We start from the raw sequence: 15,413 nt of genomic DNA on the forward strand, positions 1-15,413 counted from the left end.
CGCCCGGCCGCTCGCAGGGAGCGGCCGCCCGAGGCCTCGTCGCGTCGGGCGGCCGCCGTCGATCTATCGTGCCAGGCCCGCGAATCCGCGAGCCCGAAGGGTCGCGCTACTCGGCGTCCCAGGCGTCCAGACCGGAGGCGTGGCGGGCGGCGATGCGGCCCCACACCTGGTTCTCGGCGTTGTTGCCGCCGGTGATGCCGTAGGTGTGGCTCTGGAAGTTGCCGAAGCAGCCGGCCGCGTACAGGCGCGGAATGGGGTTCTGGGCCGGGTCGAGCACCTGGGCATGCTCGTTCTTCATGGGACCGCCCAGGGTGGAGCAGGAGCCGGGATAGATGGACACGGCGTAGTAGGGGCCGTTGTCCAGGGGCACGAGGGTCTCGGCAGCGCGATCGAAGCGAGCGTCCTTGCCGGCGGCGGCAAAGCCCTGGTACTCCTCGAAGGTGGCCTTCAGGGTGTCGATGTCCATGAGCGGATCGAACTCCTTGATCTTCTGGCCGAGCTCCTCGATGGTGGCGCCAGTCAGAATCCAGCCGCGCTCCAGCTCGGCCTTGTTGTCCTGGCTCCAGCCGTCCCAGTCGCGCACGGAGTCGGGCAGATCGCTCGCGAAGTTGCCGCACTCGAAGAAGTCGCCCTGACTCGTGGACAGCTTGCCGGCATCGAAGCAGGTCTGGTCGAAGATGCCCCAGGACGGGATGCGGTCGAAATCAGCGATGCCGTCATCGAAGGAGAGCAGGGTGTGCCAGCCGTTGTGCGGGGAGCCCATGTTGTTCTCGTTCACGAAGCGGCGGCCCAGGCGGTTCACGTTGAAGTAGCTGAAGCCGGGCATGAAGTACAGGATGGAGAAGTCGTACTCCGGATCGCGGGTCCACATGGAGTACATGGAGATGGCCATGTCCATGTGCCACAGCTTCGCCCCCACGTCCTCCACCATCTTGATGCCGTCGCCGGTGTTGAAGCGCCAGCCCTCGAACTTGAAGGGAGAGCACTTGAGGTACTCGTTCTTCAGCTCCTCGTTGAACTCGAAGCCGCCGAGGGTCATGATGACGCCCTTGCGCGCCTTCACGGTCTTCTCCTCGTCGCCGATCATGGTGTAGGCGCCCACGATCTCCTTGGTGGCGGGGTTCTGGATGAGGCGCTCGTCATGGCAGTCGAACAGCACCTCCACGCCCAGGGCCTCGCGCTGGGCGTCCAGCTCGTGGAAGGACAGCATGCCGAAGCCGTCCACGGAGGACAGCTTGCAGGAGCCCTCGTAGGCGTTGTCGTCCAGGAAGAAGTACTCGGGGATGGCGCCGGCCAGGGCCTGCTCCACCACCTCGTAGGTCATGCCGTACTTGTCGGCGTACTCGGTGTTGCGCGCGCACTCCTCGACCCAGGCCTCGATCATGGCGTCCGGGGTCTTGCCCTTGGTGAACGCGCGGATGTAGTCCTTGAAGCGCTGCTTGTCGGCCTCCTCCACAATGGTCCACTCGCCGTTGTTAATGGAGCTGTTTCCGCCGCCGCGCTCGGGGGCCTTCTCCAGCACGAGCACCTGCTGGCCGCACTCGTCGGCGCCGATGAGCGACGCCCACATGCCCGCGCCGCCGTAGCCGATGACGAGCAGGTCGCACTCGTAGTCCCAGTTGGCCGGCATCCAGTCGCCGGTGTCGGCGAGGCTGTCGGCACCGCCCTCGGCAGAGCAGCCGGCCAGAGCCGCGGTGCCCGCCATGGCGGCCGCGGCAAGGCCCGCGCCCTTCAGGAACGAGCGGCGGGATACGCCGAGATTCGCGTCTTTCTTCATGGAAAGATCCTTCCTCCTCTGGTTGTGCGGATGCCCAAGGGCACTCCCGAGAACCTTCCCGAAAGCCGCCCGCCGTGGTCGGCGGGCCCCTCCCCTTGCGGCGCTTCTCCGCGTTTGCGAGGCAACAGGTTACGGACAACGGGAGCGCCGTACATCTGAGCATCCGTCGGATTTTTGGAAAATTTTTCGGATGCCGGGGATGATTTCCCTGTTCAGAGCTTCTAGGATTATGCATCCGATAGGCGTAAACCCCCTGTTCGGCTATGATCGGAAGCGCAGAGACAGGCGAATGGGCCGCACCCATTCGCCGCCGACGACGACACAGCCTGGGAGGGGAGCCCGTGTCAGCATGTACACACGCGCGTGAGCATACCGAGACCACAGCAGCCGCAACCGACGAGACCGCAGGAGCCGCGAATGCCGCCGCGTCTCCCCCATCGGCGATGCCGGAGCCCCCGGAGCGGCCGGGCTGCGGCAGTCTGGGCGCCGTGGGCGATTCCGCCATTCTGGACTTCCTCATCATCGTGCTGGGCTTCGGCCTGTGCCGCGCCTGGATCGTCTTCTGCCTGGGAGCGCCCCTCGCCTTTCCGGCCGCCTCCCCCACCCACTGGGTGTATCTGACCGCCGGGGCCCTGTGCTCGGTAGCCGTGGCCCTCGTGTGCCGCCGGGGCGGGGCGGCCGTCGCGGCCGCGCGCGGGCTGCTCTTCAAGATCACGCCCGTGGCCCTTCTGGCCAGCGGCGTGCTCATCCCCCTGGCCGTGCGCACCAACAGCGAGGCCCTCATGGTGTGCGGCTTTGTGGCCGGCGGCATCGGCGCGGGGCCTCTCCAGGCGCTCTGGGGCGACCGCTTCTCCCATCACTCGGTGCAGTTCGCCGCCTTCGCCTCGCCGGTGGCGGCCATCGTCACGGCCGTGGTGGCCGCGCTGTCCTCGAGCCAGACGAGCTTCATGGGGTTCGTCGTGGTGCCCCTGCTCTCCTTCGCCCTGCTGGCCTTCCACGCCGGGCGCACGGGACACCCCTGGCACGAGCTCATGGGGCGCCCCTCGCAGAGCAGCGACGCCACCGGCCGGGCCCCGGCAGCCGCCCCGATGCCCACGGCCCCGGCTGTCGTGCGATCCCTGGGGCTGCGGGCGGGCAGCCGCGTGCCCTTGGGCGTGGGCAAGCTCATGTTCTCCATCATGGCCTTCTCGCTGCTCTGCCGCATGTTCGATACCATGAACCAGGGCGACGACCCCCTCTCCTTCCTCGGCGGCAGCCCCATCTTCGCCCTCGTGGTGGTGGGGGTGGCCTTCTTCGCCATCGTGGCGAAGGTGCGGGAGCGCTTCAACCCCACGCTCATCTACCGGCTCTCGCTGCCCATCATGGTGGCGGGCTACGTGGCCATCGCCCTGCTGTTCGACACCCACGCGGCCATGTCTCTGCTCATCATCAACGTGGGCTACGAGTTCTTCGACATCCTCACCTGGGTGCTCTTCGTAGATGCCGCTCGGCGGCGCAACGAGAACGCCCTGTACATCTTCGGTCTGGGCGTGGCCTTCATGTTCTGCGGCATGGCCCTCGGCAATGCGGCGAGCCACGTGGTGAACAGCCTGCTTATCGGCGGGAACCTCCAGGCCAACGCCGTGGCCATGGCCGCCATCCTCTGTCTGGTTATCGTGGCCTTCCTCGTACTGCCCGAGGGCACCGTGGCCCAGCTGTCCCGCCGCGAGGGCCATGGGGATAAGGCCGAGAGCGCGGCGGCTCGGGCCGAAGCGGCCGCCAGCGAGACCGCGCCGGCGGCGGAAGAGGGCGCGACGGCTCCGGGCCGCATCGAGCGCCACTGCGCCGCCGTGGCCCGCGACTTCGGGCTCACCCCGCGCGAGAGCGAGGTCATCGTGCTTCTGGCCTACGGGCGCACCCTGGCCATCATCGCCCGCGATCTGCACATCGCCCAGGGCACGGCCCGTACCCACATCGAGAACATCTACCGCAAGCTCGATGTGCACAAGCAGCAGGAGCTCATCGACCTCGTGGAAAGTCACGAGGGCTAGGGCAACCCGGCAAAACCCAAGGGCCGCGCCCTCGCCGCCTCCGCAATCTGGAATGTTCCGGTCGGTTGAGCGGCAGGGACGCGGCCCTTGCCCGGCGGGATGCCCCGCTCTTTCTGCTCCGAGCGGCCCTACGGGACGTGGACGTCCCCTTCCCTACGGGACGCTCCGCTCTCTGCCGCGTCTTACCCTGTGAGATGCCCTTCCCTACGAGACGTCCCGTTATTTCCGCGGCAAGCAGCCTATTCTGCGGCTTCCGCTTCCGCGACGGCCCTGGCGCCAGCCCGTTCGGCACGCTCGGCCTCGATGGCGGCCAGAGCCTCCTGGGGCGTGGGCGGCCGCGGCGTCTCCTGAGCGATGGCGGCAGCCAGGGCCTCCTCGTCGGCCCCCTCGATGGCAACGGTCTTGATAGCGTCGCCGATGGCCAAGTTCTCGATCACCTCGAGCCCTTCTGTCACCTGGCCGAACACGGTGTACTGATCGTCGAACTCAGGCTGCTCGCCCAACGAGAAGTAGAACTGGCAGCTGCCGGAGTTCGGCGCCGACTTGTGGGCCATGCACAGGCTCCCGAGCCGGTGCACGTTTCTCGGGTTGCCCTCCCACTCGTCGATGATGGTGTAGCGGGCATCCCCGGTGCCGGGGTGCATGCCGCGAATGACCCCCTGGGCGGCGGCCAGCACCTGGGCCGGGCCCATGGAACGGGTGGTGGGGCAGCCGCCGAGCACCACCGAACCGGGCTTCTTCGCGTGGAACTTCAGGTTGTCGTAGAAGTCCTTGGCGGCCAGCTCGACGAAGTTCCCCACGGTAACGGGCACCTCACGCCCGAACAACTCGACGCGCACGGTACCCTTCGATGTTTCGATAACGGCAATTTCGGTGCCGGTCGGCACGTAATGAGGCGTGTAGACGGACAGCTCGATGCGTCCCATTCCATTCCCCTTTCCTCGGGCGGACGCAAGGTCCGCAGGTCACACAACAGCAGGCCGTCCCTCATAGAGACGGCCTCCCTATCTTACGGTAGGAAGGCCGTCCGACCATCCGACGGAACGTCGTATTTTGCACTCCGCTCGCGCCAAACGCCGCCCGAAACCGCATTCCCACGCAAACGGGGGCACCCTCGCCGCGCAAGAGCGCCCCCAGAAGGTGCCCCCGATTTTCCGCGAGGATGCCAGACGGCCAAGCGCCGGGCCCACAGAACGCCTTTGGCACCCTTACGGCTGCCTCGGGAAGTCCTCGGCCTGGGTCAGAGCCGCCGTGTACCCGAAGGTCGCGCCACGATGGAGCATCCTATTTTTGCGCGAAATCCGGAGCTATGGGCCCCACGCCATCCCCGCGTCGACGAGCCGCCCCGAAAATGCATGAGATTTCGAGTTATGAGCGTCTTGGAAGCACAAAAAGAACGACCTGAGATTCCGCCTTCAGCGAAATCCCAGGTCGCAAAGATTCAACGTTATCTCGAAGAATCGACAGACCCCTTCACGGCGCTCATAACTCGAAATCTCATGCAGAAAAGAGTCCTGCACCCGACCGGGCTCAGATTTTGGCACCCAAAAAGACGCCGCGCTCAGAGGGATCGTCCCGTTTCTCTCCAGGAAGTCCCGCGCTGCACCGCCTAAGCGGCCAAACGGCGGGCGATGGCCTTGATGAACTCGCCCGTGGAAAGGGTGGTCGGATTCTCAAGCGTGGTGATGCGGGTCAAGTCGCCGGTCATCTCGCCGGCCTCGATGGTATCCAGGGTAGCCGCTTCCAGACGGTCGGCGAACGCAACCAGCTCGTCCAACCCGTCCAACTCGCCGCGCTTGCGCAGGGCGCCGGACCAGGCGAAGATGGTGGCCACGGAGTTCGTGGACGTCTCCTTGCCCTCCAGGTGCTTGTAGTAGTGACGCTGCACCGTGCCGTGAGCCGCCTCGTACTCGTAGACGCCCGCCGGGCTCACGAGCACCGAGGTCATCATGGCCAGCGACCCGAAGGCGCTCGACACCATGTCGCTCATCACGTCGCCGTCGTAGTTCTTGCAGGCCCAGATGAAGCCGCCCTCGGCCTTCATGACCCGGGCCACGGCGTCGTCGATGAGCGTGTAGAAGTATTCGATGCCGGCCTCCTCGAAGCGGGCCGCGTACTTATCGTCGTAGATCTCCTGGAAGATGTCCTTGAAGCGGTGGTCGTACTTCTTGGAGATGGTGTCCTTGGTGGCGAACCACAGGTCCTGCTTGGTGTCCAGGGCGAACTCGAAGCAGCTCATGGCGAAGCTGGCGATGGAGGCGTCCAGGTTGTGCATGCCCTGGGCCACGCCGGCCCCGTCGTACTCGTGCACCAGCTCGCGGATCTCCGTGCCGTCGTCACCCGTGTAGACGAGCTCCACCTTGCCGGGGCCGGGCACGCGGATCTCGGCGTTCTTGTACACGTCGCCATAGGCGTGGCGGGCGATGGTGATGGGGCGCGTCCAGTTGCGAACGCAGGGCTCGATGCCTTTCACAATGATGGGGGTGCGGAACACCGTGCCGTCGAGCATCGCGCGGATGGTGCCGTTGGGGCTCTTCCACATCTGCTTCAGGTCGTACTCCTCCACCCGAGCGGCGTTCGGCGTAATGGTGGCGCACTTCACGGCCACGCCCAAACGCTTGGTGGCCTCGGCGGACTCGAAGGTGACCATATCGTCGGTAGCGTTGCGGTTCTCCAGGCCCAAATCGTAGTACTCAGTCTTGAGATCGACGAACGGGCAGATCAGCTCGTCTTTGATCATCTGCCAGATGATGCGGGTCATCTCGTCGCCGTCCATCTCCACAAGCGGCGTGGTCATTGCGATTTTCGTCACAGGGCCTCCTCGGGTATCGGAATTGCTCGGTGCCTATGCTACCGCGAAACCGAACCGCCGCGCCCCGCAATTCGCCCAGAAACAAGGATGTAACGCGGAAGGGGCGCGCCGAAGAGCGTGAAGCGCAGGGGCGCCGCGACCGGCTGGGGCAGCAGGGACGCCGTGCCCGGCTGGGGGCGGCGACGAAGCATAGAGGCGCTGCCCCTATCCCTTCTCCTGGAAGGCGGCGATCTCGGCGAGGAAGGGCTCGCCGTAGGTTGCGAGCTTCTTCTCGCCCACGCCGGGAACGGCCAAAAACTCGGCGGCCGTGGCGGGACGGGCGGAGGCCATGGCGGCGAGCGTGGTGTTGGGGAACACCACATAGGGCGGCACCTCCGCCTCGTCGGCCAGGCGCTTGCGCAGGGTGCGCAGGCGCTCGAACAGGGCCTCGTCGGACGCGGTCAGCGTCGCGCCGCTACCGGTGCCGCCGGCCGCGCGCGCCGCCGCACCCCGCTTCGCCTTGGAAGCCGTGCGCTTCATGCTCAGGGAGAAATCGTCCCGCGCCGCCTCGCGGTAGCGACCGCCGGCGCACACCACCGGGTAGGTGCCCTCGGTGATGGCGAGGTAGTCGCCGGCCGCCAGCAGCTCCACCACTTCCATGAGCAGGGAGCGCTTGGCGTCGCAGCCGCCGTAGGAGGTCGCCCGGTTCAGGCCCCGGGAGCGGATGGCCTCGGTGTCGGCCCCGCGCAGCACGTCCACCACCATGGTCTTGCCGAAGCGTCCGCGCAACTCGTGGACGCAGCGCATAACCGCCCGGGCCTCGGCCGTCACGTCCACAGTCTCCATCTCGCCGGCGCAGTTGGAACAGCAACGGGGGTCGGGCGACGCGAGCGCGGGACCACCCCCAGCCACAGGGGCGCCCGCAGCGGCCGCAGCCGCACCGGCTTCCATTGCCGTGCCAGCCCCGCCGCCGGCGTGGTCGACGAGCGCGAGCCCTTCCTCGCCTTCCCCGCCCTCCCCGTCTTCCCCGAAATAGCGGAGCAGGTAGCGGCGCAGGCAGTCGGTGGTGTAGCAATAGCCCACCATGGCCTCCAGCATGCGGCGCCGCCCGGCCCGCACTACCTCGGACTCCTCGGGCGTAAGGGCTTCATTGGCCGACTCCTGTTCGATAAAGAAGCGGCCCGTGGCAATATCGCCGTCGCACCAGAGCAGCAGGCACTCGGCGGGCGCCCCGTCGCGGCCGGCGCGGCCGGCCTCCTGGTAGTAGGCCTCCACCGACCCAGGCATGTTGTAGTGCACCACGTAGCTCACGTTGGACTTGTCGATGCCCATGCCGAAGGCGTTGGTGGCCACCATGACCGGCGCATCGTCGGCCACGAAGGCCCGCTGGTTGCGCTGGCGCTCCTCGGGCGAGAGGCCCGCATGGTAACGCGTGGCGGCAATGCCCCGCTCCCGCAGGTGCGCGCACACCTCTTCCACGCAGGCGCGCTTGGAGCAATACACGATGCCGCTTTCCGCCCGGCGCTCGTCGATGAAGGCGTCGAGACGGGCGTCCTTGCGCTTCGGCTCGCAGCGCTCCACGGCAAAGCGCAGGTTGGGACGGTCGAATCCGGTCACCGTGAGGGCCGGATCGCGCAGGCCGAGCAGGCGCACGATATCGGCCCGCACCCGCTCGGTGGCTGTGGCCGTGAGGGCCGCTACGACCGGCCGGACGGGCAGGGCCGCGATGAACTCGCCGATGGCCAGATAGGACGGCCGGAAATCCTGGCCCCACTGGGACACGCAATGGGCCTCGTCCACGGCCACGAAGGGAATGGGGGCCTCGGCGGCGAAGGCGGCGAAGCGCGGATCGGCCAGGCGCTCAGGGGCCACGTACATGAGATCATAGGCCCCGGCCCGAGCCCGGGCGAGCACCTCGGCCTGCTGGGCCGGCGTGAGCGTGGAGTTGAGATAGGCCCCGCGAATGCCGGCCTCCTTCAAGGCCCGCACCTGATCGGCCATGAGCGACACGAGAGGGCTCACCACCACGGTCAGGCCGTCGAGCACCACGGCCGGCACCTGATAGCAGACAGACTTCCCCGCGCCCGTGGGCATGACCGCCAGGGCATCGCGGCCGGCGAGCACGGCGGCCACCACGGCTTCCTGGCCCGGACGGAAATCAGCATAGCCGAACTGCCGGGCCAGCACCGAGCGGGCGGCCCCGAGAGATACCGCCATGGCTACAGGTCCACGACGGCCAGTTTGGCGGGACCGCTGACGATGAAGCCGATATCGGACACCGAATCGCCGGCACCCACCTTCCCGTTGTGGCTGTCGTTGGAAACGGTCAGCTCGTTGGCCGCGGCGCTCGCCTTGCAGTTCCAGCTGTCCTCTAGCGTCACGTCGGCGTTGAAGGGGATGGTAACCGACCACTTCTTCGTAGCGGCGCTGTAGTTGCTGCCCGCCATCTCGTACTTGAAGAAGGTGCGGTCGCCCTCCTCCCAGGTCTCGGTCACGTTCAGCTGCCATTGGATGGTATCCTCGGCGAAGGCCATCATGGCCGAGCCCGTGGCGTTCGGCTTCTTATCGGCGCGAGCCAGCTGCACCTCCTTGCGATCGAAGCCGGGGCCGCGCAGGGCATCCACGAGCCAGAGCCCCTCTTCGCTCAGATCGTCCAGGGAGAAGCCGGAGGTTTTCGATACGTCGGACTTGAACAGCGCCGACGCTTCCTCCTTGTTCGACAGGCTCCAGCAGATGTAGCTCACGTTGAGCTCATCCATGAGGGCGAGCCATTCATCGGCCGACTCGTAGTCGATCTCGCCGGCACCCGAAGCCTCGCAGATGCCGAACTCGGTGACGAATACCGGCAGGCCGCCCTCCACGGCGGTCTTGAGGCGGTCGCGCAGGTCGTCCTGGTGAGTGGCCGCGTAGAAGTGGAGCGCGTACATGATGTTGTCCTCGGAGAGCGGGTCGGCGGCTGCATCCTGGATGTCCTGGGACCAGGTGGGCGTACCGACGACGATGACGGCATCGGGATCGTTGGCACGGATGACGGGAATGATTTCGGCCGCATAGGCCTTCACATCCGCCCAGGTGGTCTTCCCGTTGGGCTCGTTGCAGATCTCGTAGATCACATTGTCGTGATCGGCCAAGCGGGCCGACACGAGCTTGAAGAACTCCTCGGCGGCCCAAGCGTGGGTGCGCGGATTGCCGTCCGACAGGATGTGCCAGTCCACAATGGCGTACATGTCAGCAGCCGTGGCGTACTCGACACCCTTCAGAACCAGGTCGTTCAGCTCGACGCGACGGCCATCGGTGGCGTAGCCCCCCTCCTCGTCGGAGTACAGGGCAAAACGCACGGCATTGGCGCCCCAGTCCTCGCGCAGCTCGCTGAAGAGCTCCTCGTTCACGTACTGGGGGTACCAGGCCAGGCCATGGGTGGAAACGCCCCGCAGCTGCACGGGATCGCCGGCGGCATCCACGAGCTGGGACCCCTCCACATGAAGCGCTCCGTTCTGAGAGGGGGAGGCCACGGGCCGCGCCGGCTCCTCGGCAGGATCCTGCGGAACCGGGGCAGCCTCTTCGGCCGGCTCCTCCTCTTTCGGCTCGGGGGCCTGGGGTCGGGTGGGCTCCGTCTCTACCGCCAGGCCGGAATAGTCTGGATCCTCGGCGTTAGCGGCCGTCGAGGCCAGGGCGATGCCCACGGCCACGAGGGCCACCAGGGCCACCGCGGCCACGACGATACGCTTCGCGCGTCCCGTATGCTTATTACGCTGCTGTGCGGCCATCGGGCTCGCCCCTCTCTGCCATAGGATCAATGAGACCCGCTATTGTACCTTATTCGGCCGCCGCTCCGGCGCTCGCGCCCGTCAGAGCCAGCAGGGCCGCCCCTAAAGCAAGGAACTCCCCTTGGTCGAGGGTCTCACCGCGGCGCCTCGAGTCGATGGCAGCCGCCTCGAAGAGAGCCGGCAGCCGGGAGGCCACCGCCGGACCGTCCAGCGTCACGGAGTCGGTTGCCTCCGCCAGGTCGCCGATTGGTGTCAGGGTAATGCCCCCGCGCCCCGCGAAGTAGGTCTTGCAGGAATTCGCCAGGGTTTTGCGGCGGTTCGCGAAGGCGGCATCGGCCATGAGGCAGGCGGCCGCTATGACCTCGGGGGCAGCCGGGGCGCCGTCGGCCATGCGAGGCACCCGACGGTTCAGGCGGATAACGGCGGAATCGACGCGCGGCGGCGGGAAGAAATTGCCCGGACCCACGGCGAAGCGACCCGCTACCTCGGCGTACAGGCCGAGCTTCACCGTGTAGGCCCCGTAGTTCTTGGTCCCCCGCTCGGCAGCCATGCGATCGGCCACCTCTTTCTGCACCATGACCGTGGCCGATTCCAGGAAGGGGAACTGCTGGAAGTAGTCGAGCACCACCGTGGCCGCCACGGCATAGGGCAGGTTGGACACGAACTTGTTAGGGAGAGGCTCACCGATGTCCGCCGCGGTCAAGTTCAGGGCATCCTTCTCGATGAGGGCGAACCGCTCGCGCCAGGGGTACAGGGTGTCGGCCAGCACGGAGGGCAGGTCGGGATCGCGCTCGACGGCCACCACACTTGCAGCGTGCTTCAGAAGCGCGATGGTGAGGGTGCCGATGCCGGGGCCCACCTCCAGGATGCGGTCGCGCTCCCCTACCTCGGCTAGGGCGATGATCCTCTTCAACACGTCGTCGTTCACGAGGAAGTTCTGGCCCAGAGTGTACTTAGTGCCGATGCCGTGGGCCTCCAGCACGAGCCGCGTGGCACTCGGGGTGGAAAGGGGCGAGAGGCGCCCACCGTCACCGGCGAGGTCATCCCGGCCCCGTCCGCTAGCGGCGGCCGCCACGGCCGTTGCCCTTCTTCTTGGCGTTCTTCTTGCCGTAGGCGGGACCGCCCCCCTTGCCCGAGGACTTGCGCGACCCGTGGGAACCGCGTGCGCCGCCCGACCCCTTCGCGGCCTCGTCCTTCACCGCGGGCGTCGGCGAGCTCACCGAGAGCTTGGCGCGACCGCGGCAATCAGGGCCGGAGCCAGAACCGGAACTGGAGCCGGCCCGCTCGCCTCGACCGCCGCCCCAGTCGTCATCCCGGCCGCCATCGTCGTCTTCCGTTTCGAAGGCCACCGCGAATTCCTCCTCGGCAAAACCTACAAAAGACGCCGGGGATTCCCCGCCATCCGCCATCGCCTCGCCGCAATCCTCCCCATCGAGCCCGAGCGCGCCGAAGCCGCCCACCGGGGGCAGCGGGTACTCCTCGGCCTCGGCGGTGATCTCGCCGTCGGCGCGAATCTTGCCCACCCAGTCGAGCACCAGCTCCAGGGTGAAGCCCGTCACGGACAGGGCCGAGCGCAGGCTGCCGATAAGCGGCTCGAAGCCGTGGGGATCGCCTCCCGCGCCCACCACGTGCAGCACCGCCGGCCGCTTGGGCCGCGTGCGCAGATCGGTGAAGTAGTAGGGCTGCAAGCGATCGAGCAGGGCCTTCATCTGGGCCGGGGCGCCGGCGAAGTACACCGGGCACACCACGATGAGCTCGTCGGCCGCATCCAGGTGCTTGCGCACCTCGTCCATGTCGTCGTCGATGACGCAGTGGTGGAAGAGCGCCTCCGATTCCACAACCGTCTCCTGGGGCAGGAGCGGGTCGCCCTCCTGGAACACGTGGATAGGCTCCTCCGAGAGGGCGCGGCACTCGTCGCAGCCGATGCAGGGCCCCACGTCCGTGGAGGACACCGACACGATGGACACGCCGTCGTCGGGGCACTCCTCGATGCAGGCGTTGAACAGCTCGTCGGCGAGGGCCGCGCTGCGACCGTCGGCACGGCACGATCCGTGCAGGATGACTCTATGCATGGGAGGGCTCCTTCTGCCAGGGGGTGGGGACGCGGTTGAGCAGCGCCTCGGCATTGGCGTACAGTTGGGCAAGCAGGGTCGCGCGGGTCTCGGGCGTATCAGCACCGAGCACCGCGCAGAGCACGTCGGCAGTCCACACCACGTGGGCCGGCCCGCACAAGGTGCCGCGCAGGGGCTCGGGGGTCATGTAGGGGGAATCGGTCTCGGTGAGCAGGCGGTTCACCGGCACTATCCGGGCCGCCTCGCGCACTTCCTCGGCGCGCTTGAATGTGAGCGGGCCGCCGAAGGCGATGAAGCAGCCCGCTTCCACCCAGCGGGCCACCTCGACCCCATCCAAGTTGAAGCAGTGCAGCAAGGTGCCGGCCTCGGGAAAGCCCTCCTCGGCCAGAATGGCGAAGCCGTCGTCGTGGGCCTCGCGCATGTGGAGGACGACGGGCAGCCCCGCCGCCTTCGCCAGGCGAATCTGGGTCCGGAACACCTCGCGCTGCACCGCTCGGGGCGACAGGTCGTAGTGGTAATCGAGCCCGATCTCGCCCACGGCGCTCACCCGGCGATCCCGCAGGCGCTCGCCCAGGGCCGCGGCCAGGTCGTCCGTGAGGTCCTTGGCGTTGTGCGGGTGCACGCCGGCGGCGATGCGCACCGCAGGCAGCGGGGGCAGCGCCCGGCGCTCTTCCCCGTCCGCTCCCTCACCGGCCCCTTCAGCGGCCACCATGGCCCGCAGGTCGGCCGAGGCTTCCATAAGCCAGCCCGGCAGCGCCTCGAAGGTGGCGAAGCCGTCATCGGCGGGATCCACGATGGTTTCCACGAAGGTCACGCCGTGCATCGCGCAGCGGGCCAGCTCCAGCGCCGGGTCGCGCAGCATCTGCAGGTGCGCGTGGGTGTCGGCCACCGGCCCCTCGAGCACCGGCGCCTCCACCTCGCGCCACACCCCGTGCTTGCGCTTCTGGCGAAACTTCCCGTCGTAGAATATCGGCTCGTCGTTATCCATGCAGTTTCCTAGCAATCCGCTTCCCAAGCTGCTATAATGGTTGCACCAGCAAAGCCCGGTGGTTGTGAGCCTAGGCGGGCGGCGCGGGTGTTATCGATTCAGAAAAGGTCAGTTAGCGCTGGCCTTTTCTGTTTCTCCCCTCGTCATCCTCCTGCACGATTGATTTCGTTTCTCGCCAGACTTCCAAAAGGAAGCCTGCTATGGTGGCGGCCGCGGCTGCGGCAAAAAGAACCTGTTCAAACATAGGCGGTACTCCAATCTCTCGAAGCGCCGCCCGCAGTCGGACTTTGCTAGTGCTCGCTCATTATAGCATACAAACTAACGTATTACTTTCTTACAGCTCCGGCAGGTTGTCCACGTCCAGGCGCGGGAACAGGGGCTCGCCCACCTCCACGGCCACGCTGGCGGGAAGCTGGCCCCAGGCCGTGGCCTCCTTAATGTCGGTCACCTCCGCGATGTCGCCCAGGCCCAGGCGGCGGAACACCTCGGCCGACGTGTTGGGCATGAACGGCGCCAGGTACAGCGCGATGATGCGGATGGCCTCCAGGCAGTTGTACAGCACGCCGGCCAGCTCATCGGCACGCGCGGGATCCTTGGCCAGGGCCCACGGGGCGCTTTCCTCCACGTAGAGGTTCACGCGGCTCGCGAGTTTCTGCACAGCCGCGGCCGCCCCGGTGAAGTCCACCTCGGCCATGCAGGCGTCATAGTCCGCGTACAGCGTATCGGCGATCTCGCGCAGGGGGTTCTCGGCCGCGGCGGCCGGTGCCTCGGGCACGCGGCCCTCGAAGTACTTCGTGGTCATGTTGGTCACGCGAGAAACCAGGTTGCCCCAGGTGTTGGCCAGATCGGCGTTGTACACCTGCACCATGCGCTCCATGGAGATGGAGCCGTCATGGCCGAACTGCACGTCGCTCATGAAGTAGTAGCGGTAGGCGTCCACGCCGAAGACCTTCACCAGATCGGCGGGCATAAGGCCGTTGCCCTTGGACTTCGACATCTTCTCGCCCTTGGTGAGCAGGAAACCGTGGCCGAACACCGTGTGGGTGATGGGCATGCCGGCGGCCATGAGCATGGCCGGCCAGATCACGCAGTGGAAGCGGGTGATGTCCTTGCCCACGAAGTGGTACTGGATGGGCCAGCGGCCGTCGAACTCGGCCTCGCGCTCGCCGTCGCCGTAGCCGATGCCGGTGAGGTAGGCGATGAGCGCATCGGCCCACACGTAGAATACGTGACCCTCATCCCACGGCACGGGAATGCCCCAGTCGAAGCTGGAACGGGAAATGGACAGGTCGTTCAGGCCGCCCTTCACGAAGGAGACGATCTCGTTTCGGCGCGTGACGGGGCGGATGAAGTCGGGGTGCTCGTCGTAGAAGGCCAGCAGACGGTCCTGGAACTCGGACAGCTTGAAGAACCAGTTCTCCTCGCCGGAGGCCTCGTAGCGCACGGGGCGCTTGCAGTCGGGGCAGACGAACTCGCCGTCGTCGTTCTTCTCCAGGTCGCTCTCGGCGTAATAGGTCTCCTCATGGACGCAGTACCAGCCCTCGTAGGCGCTCTTGTACAGCCAGCCGGCATCGTGGAGGGCGCCCCAAAACTTCTGCACCGCGCGGGTCTGGCGATCCTCGGTGGTGCGCACGAAGTTCGTGTAGTCGATATTCAGCGTCTTCCACGCGTCGGTAAAGGCCGGGGCCAAAGAATCGCACCAGGCCTGGGGGGTCATGGCGTTCTTCTCGGCGGTCTCGGCGATCTTCTGGCCATGCTCGTCGGTACCGGTGACGAACGACACGTCGTAGCCGTTCATGCGCTGGTAGCGGGTGATGGTGTCGGCCGCCACCGTAGTGTAGGCGGTGCCCAGATGGGGCGCGGCGTTGATGTAGTAGATGGGCGTGGTGACGCCGAAGGTTCCCTTAGCCATGAGGAATCGATGCTCCTATCCGGAAGACGGGCGGCCAATGACGCCGCCGCTTCCCTCGAATATACGTGCTGGCTAT

The 15,413-nt window shown here is 66.9% G+C and carries 11 protein-coding genes; 1 reads left to right on the forward strand and 10 read right to left on the reverse strand.

The window, feature by feature from the left end:
- Window positions 1–106 precede the first annotated feature (106 nt).
- Window positions 107–1,777: an FAD-dependent oxidoreductase gene (locus tag AAK988_RS00755; protein ID WP_369873306.1), complete on the reverse strand. Its 1,671-nt coding sequence runs from the start codon at window positions 1,775–1,777 to the stop codon at window positions 107–109.
- A gap of 341 nt (window positions 1,778–2,118) precedes the next feature.
- Between AAK988_RS00755 and AAK988_RS00760 the strand changes: the two genes are divergently transcribed.
- Window positions 2,119–3,807, forward strand: coding sequence for a helix-turn-helix transcriptional regulator (locus tag AAK988_RS00760; protein ID WP_369880264.1), 1,689 nt, complete (start codon window positions 2,119–2,121; stop codon window positions 3,805–3,807).
- Between the two features lie 239 nt (window positions 3,808–4,046).
- Here the strand turns inward: AAK988_RS00760 and AAK988_RS00765 are convergent, their stop codons facing one another.
- The 9 genes from AAK988_RS00765 to metG all read right to left on the reverse strand — a co-directional run bounded on the left by AAK988_RS00765 (window position 4,047) and on the right by metG (window position 15,337).
- On the reverse strand, window positions 4,047–4,733 hold the full coding sequence (locus AAK988_RS00765) for a peptidylprolyl isomerase (RefSeq protein WP_369873304.1): 687 nt from the start codon (window positions 4,731–4,733) through the stop codon (window positions 4,047–4,049).
- A gap of 683 nt (window positions 4,734–5,416) precedes the next feature.
- On the reverse strand, window positions 5,417–6,619 hold the full coding sequence (locus AAK988_RS00770; RefSeq protein WP_369873303.1) for an NADP-dependent isocitrate dehydrogenase: 1,203 nt from the start codon (window positions 6,617–6,619) through the stop codon (window positions 5,417–5,419).
- A gap of 204 nt (window positions 6,620–6,823) precedes the next feature.
- Window positions 6,824–8,815 (reverse strand): RecQ family ATP-dependent DNA helicase, encoded by a 1,992-nt coding sequence (locus tag AAK988_RS00775; RefSeq protein ID WP_369873302.1) that lies wholly within the window; start codon window positions 8,813–8,815, stop codon window positions 6,824–6,826.
- Window positions 8,816–8,817: 2 nt separating this feature from the next.
- Window positions 8,818–10,365, reverse strand: a complete 1,548-nt coding sequence (locus AAK988_RS00780; RefSeq protein ID WP_369873301.1) for a cellulase family glycosylhydrolase — start codon at window positions 10,363–10,365, stop codon at window positions 8,818–8,820.
- Between the two features lie 49 nt (window positions 10,366–10,414).
- The gene (gene rsmA / locus AAK988_RS00785) at window positions 10,415–11,440 is read right to left on the reverse strand and encodes a 16S rRNA (adenine(1518)-N(6)/adenine(1519)-N(6))-dimethyltransferase RsmA (RefSeq protein WP_369873300.1); all 1,026 of its coding nucleotides are present in this window, start codon (window positions 11,438–11,440) and stop codon (window positions 10,415–10,417) included.
- On the reverse strand, window positions 11,424–12,437 hold the full coding sequence (locus AAK988_RS00790) for a flavodoxin family protein (RefSeq protein WP_369873299.1): 1,014 nt from the start codon (window positions 12,435–12,437) through the stop codon (window positions 11,424–11,426). Before AAK988_RS00790 ends, rsmA begins: the two co-directional genes overlap by 17 nt.
- Entirely contained in the window at window positions 12,430–13,425 is a 996-nt protein-coding gene (locus AAK988_RS00795; RefSeq protein WP_369873298.1) for a TatD family hydrolase, read from the reverse strand. Before AAK988_RS00795 ends, AAK988_RS00790 begins: the two co-directional genes overlap by 8 nt.
- A gap of 112 nt (window positions 13,426–13,537) precedes the next feature.
- Entirely contained in the window at window positions 13,538–13,669 is a 132-nt protein-coding gene (locus AAK988_RS00800) for a hypothetical protein (RefSeq protein ID WP_257475584.1), read from the reverse strand.
- 90 nt (window positions 13,670–13,759) lie between these two features.
- On the reverse strand, window positions 13,760–15,337 hold the full coding sequence (metG, locus tag AAK988_RS00805) for a methionine--tRNA ligase (RefSeq protein WP_369873297.1): 1,578 nt from the start codon (window positions 15,335–15,337) through the stop codon (window positions 13,760–13,762).
- Window positions 15,338–15,413 lie beyond the last annotated feature (76 nt).

The sequence above is a fragment of the Adlercreutzia muris genome, assembly GCF_041223505.1.
Classification (GTDB): Bacteria; Actinomycetota; Coriobacteriia; order Coriobacteriales; family Eggerthellaceae; genus Adlercreutzia; species Adlercreutzia muris.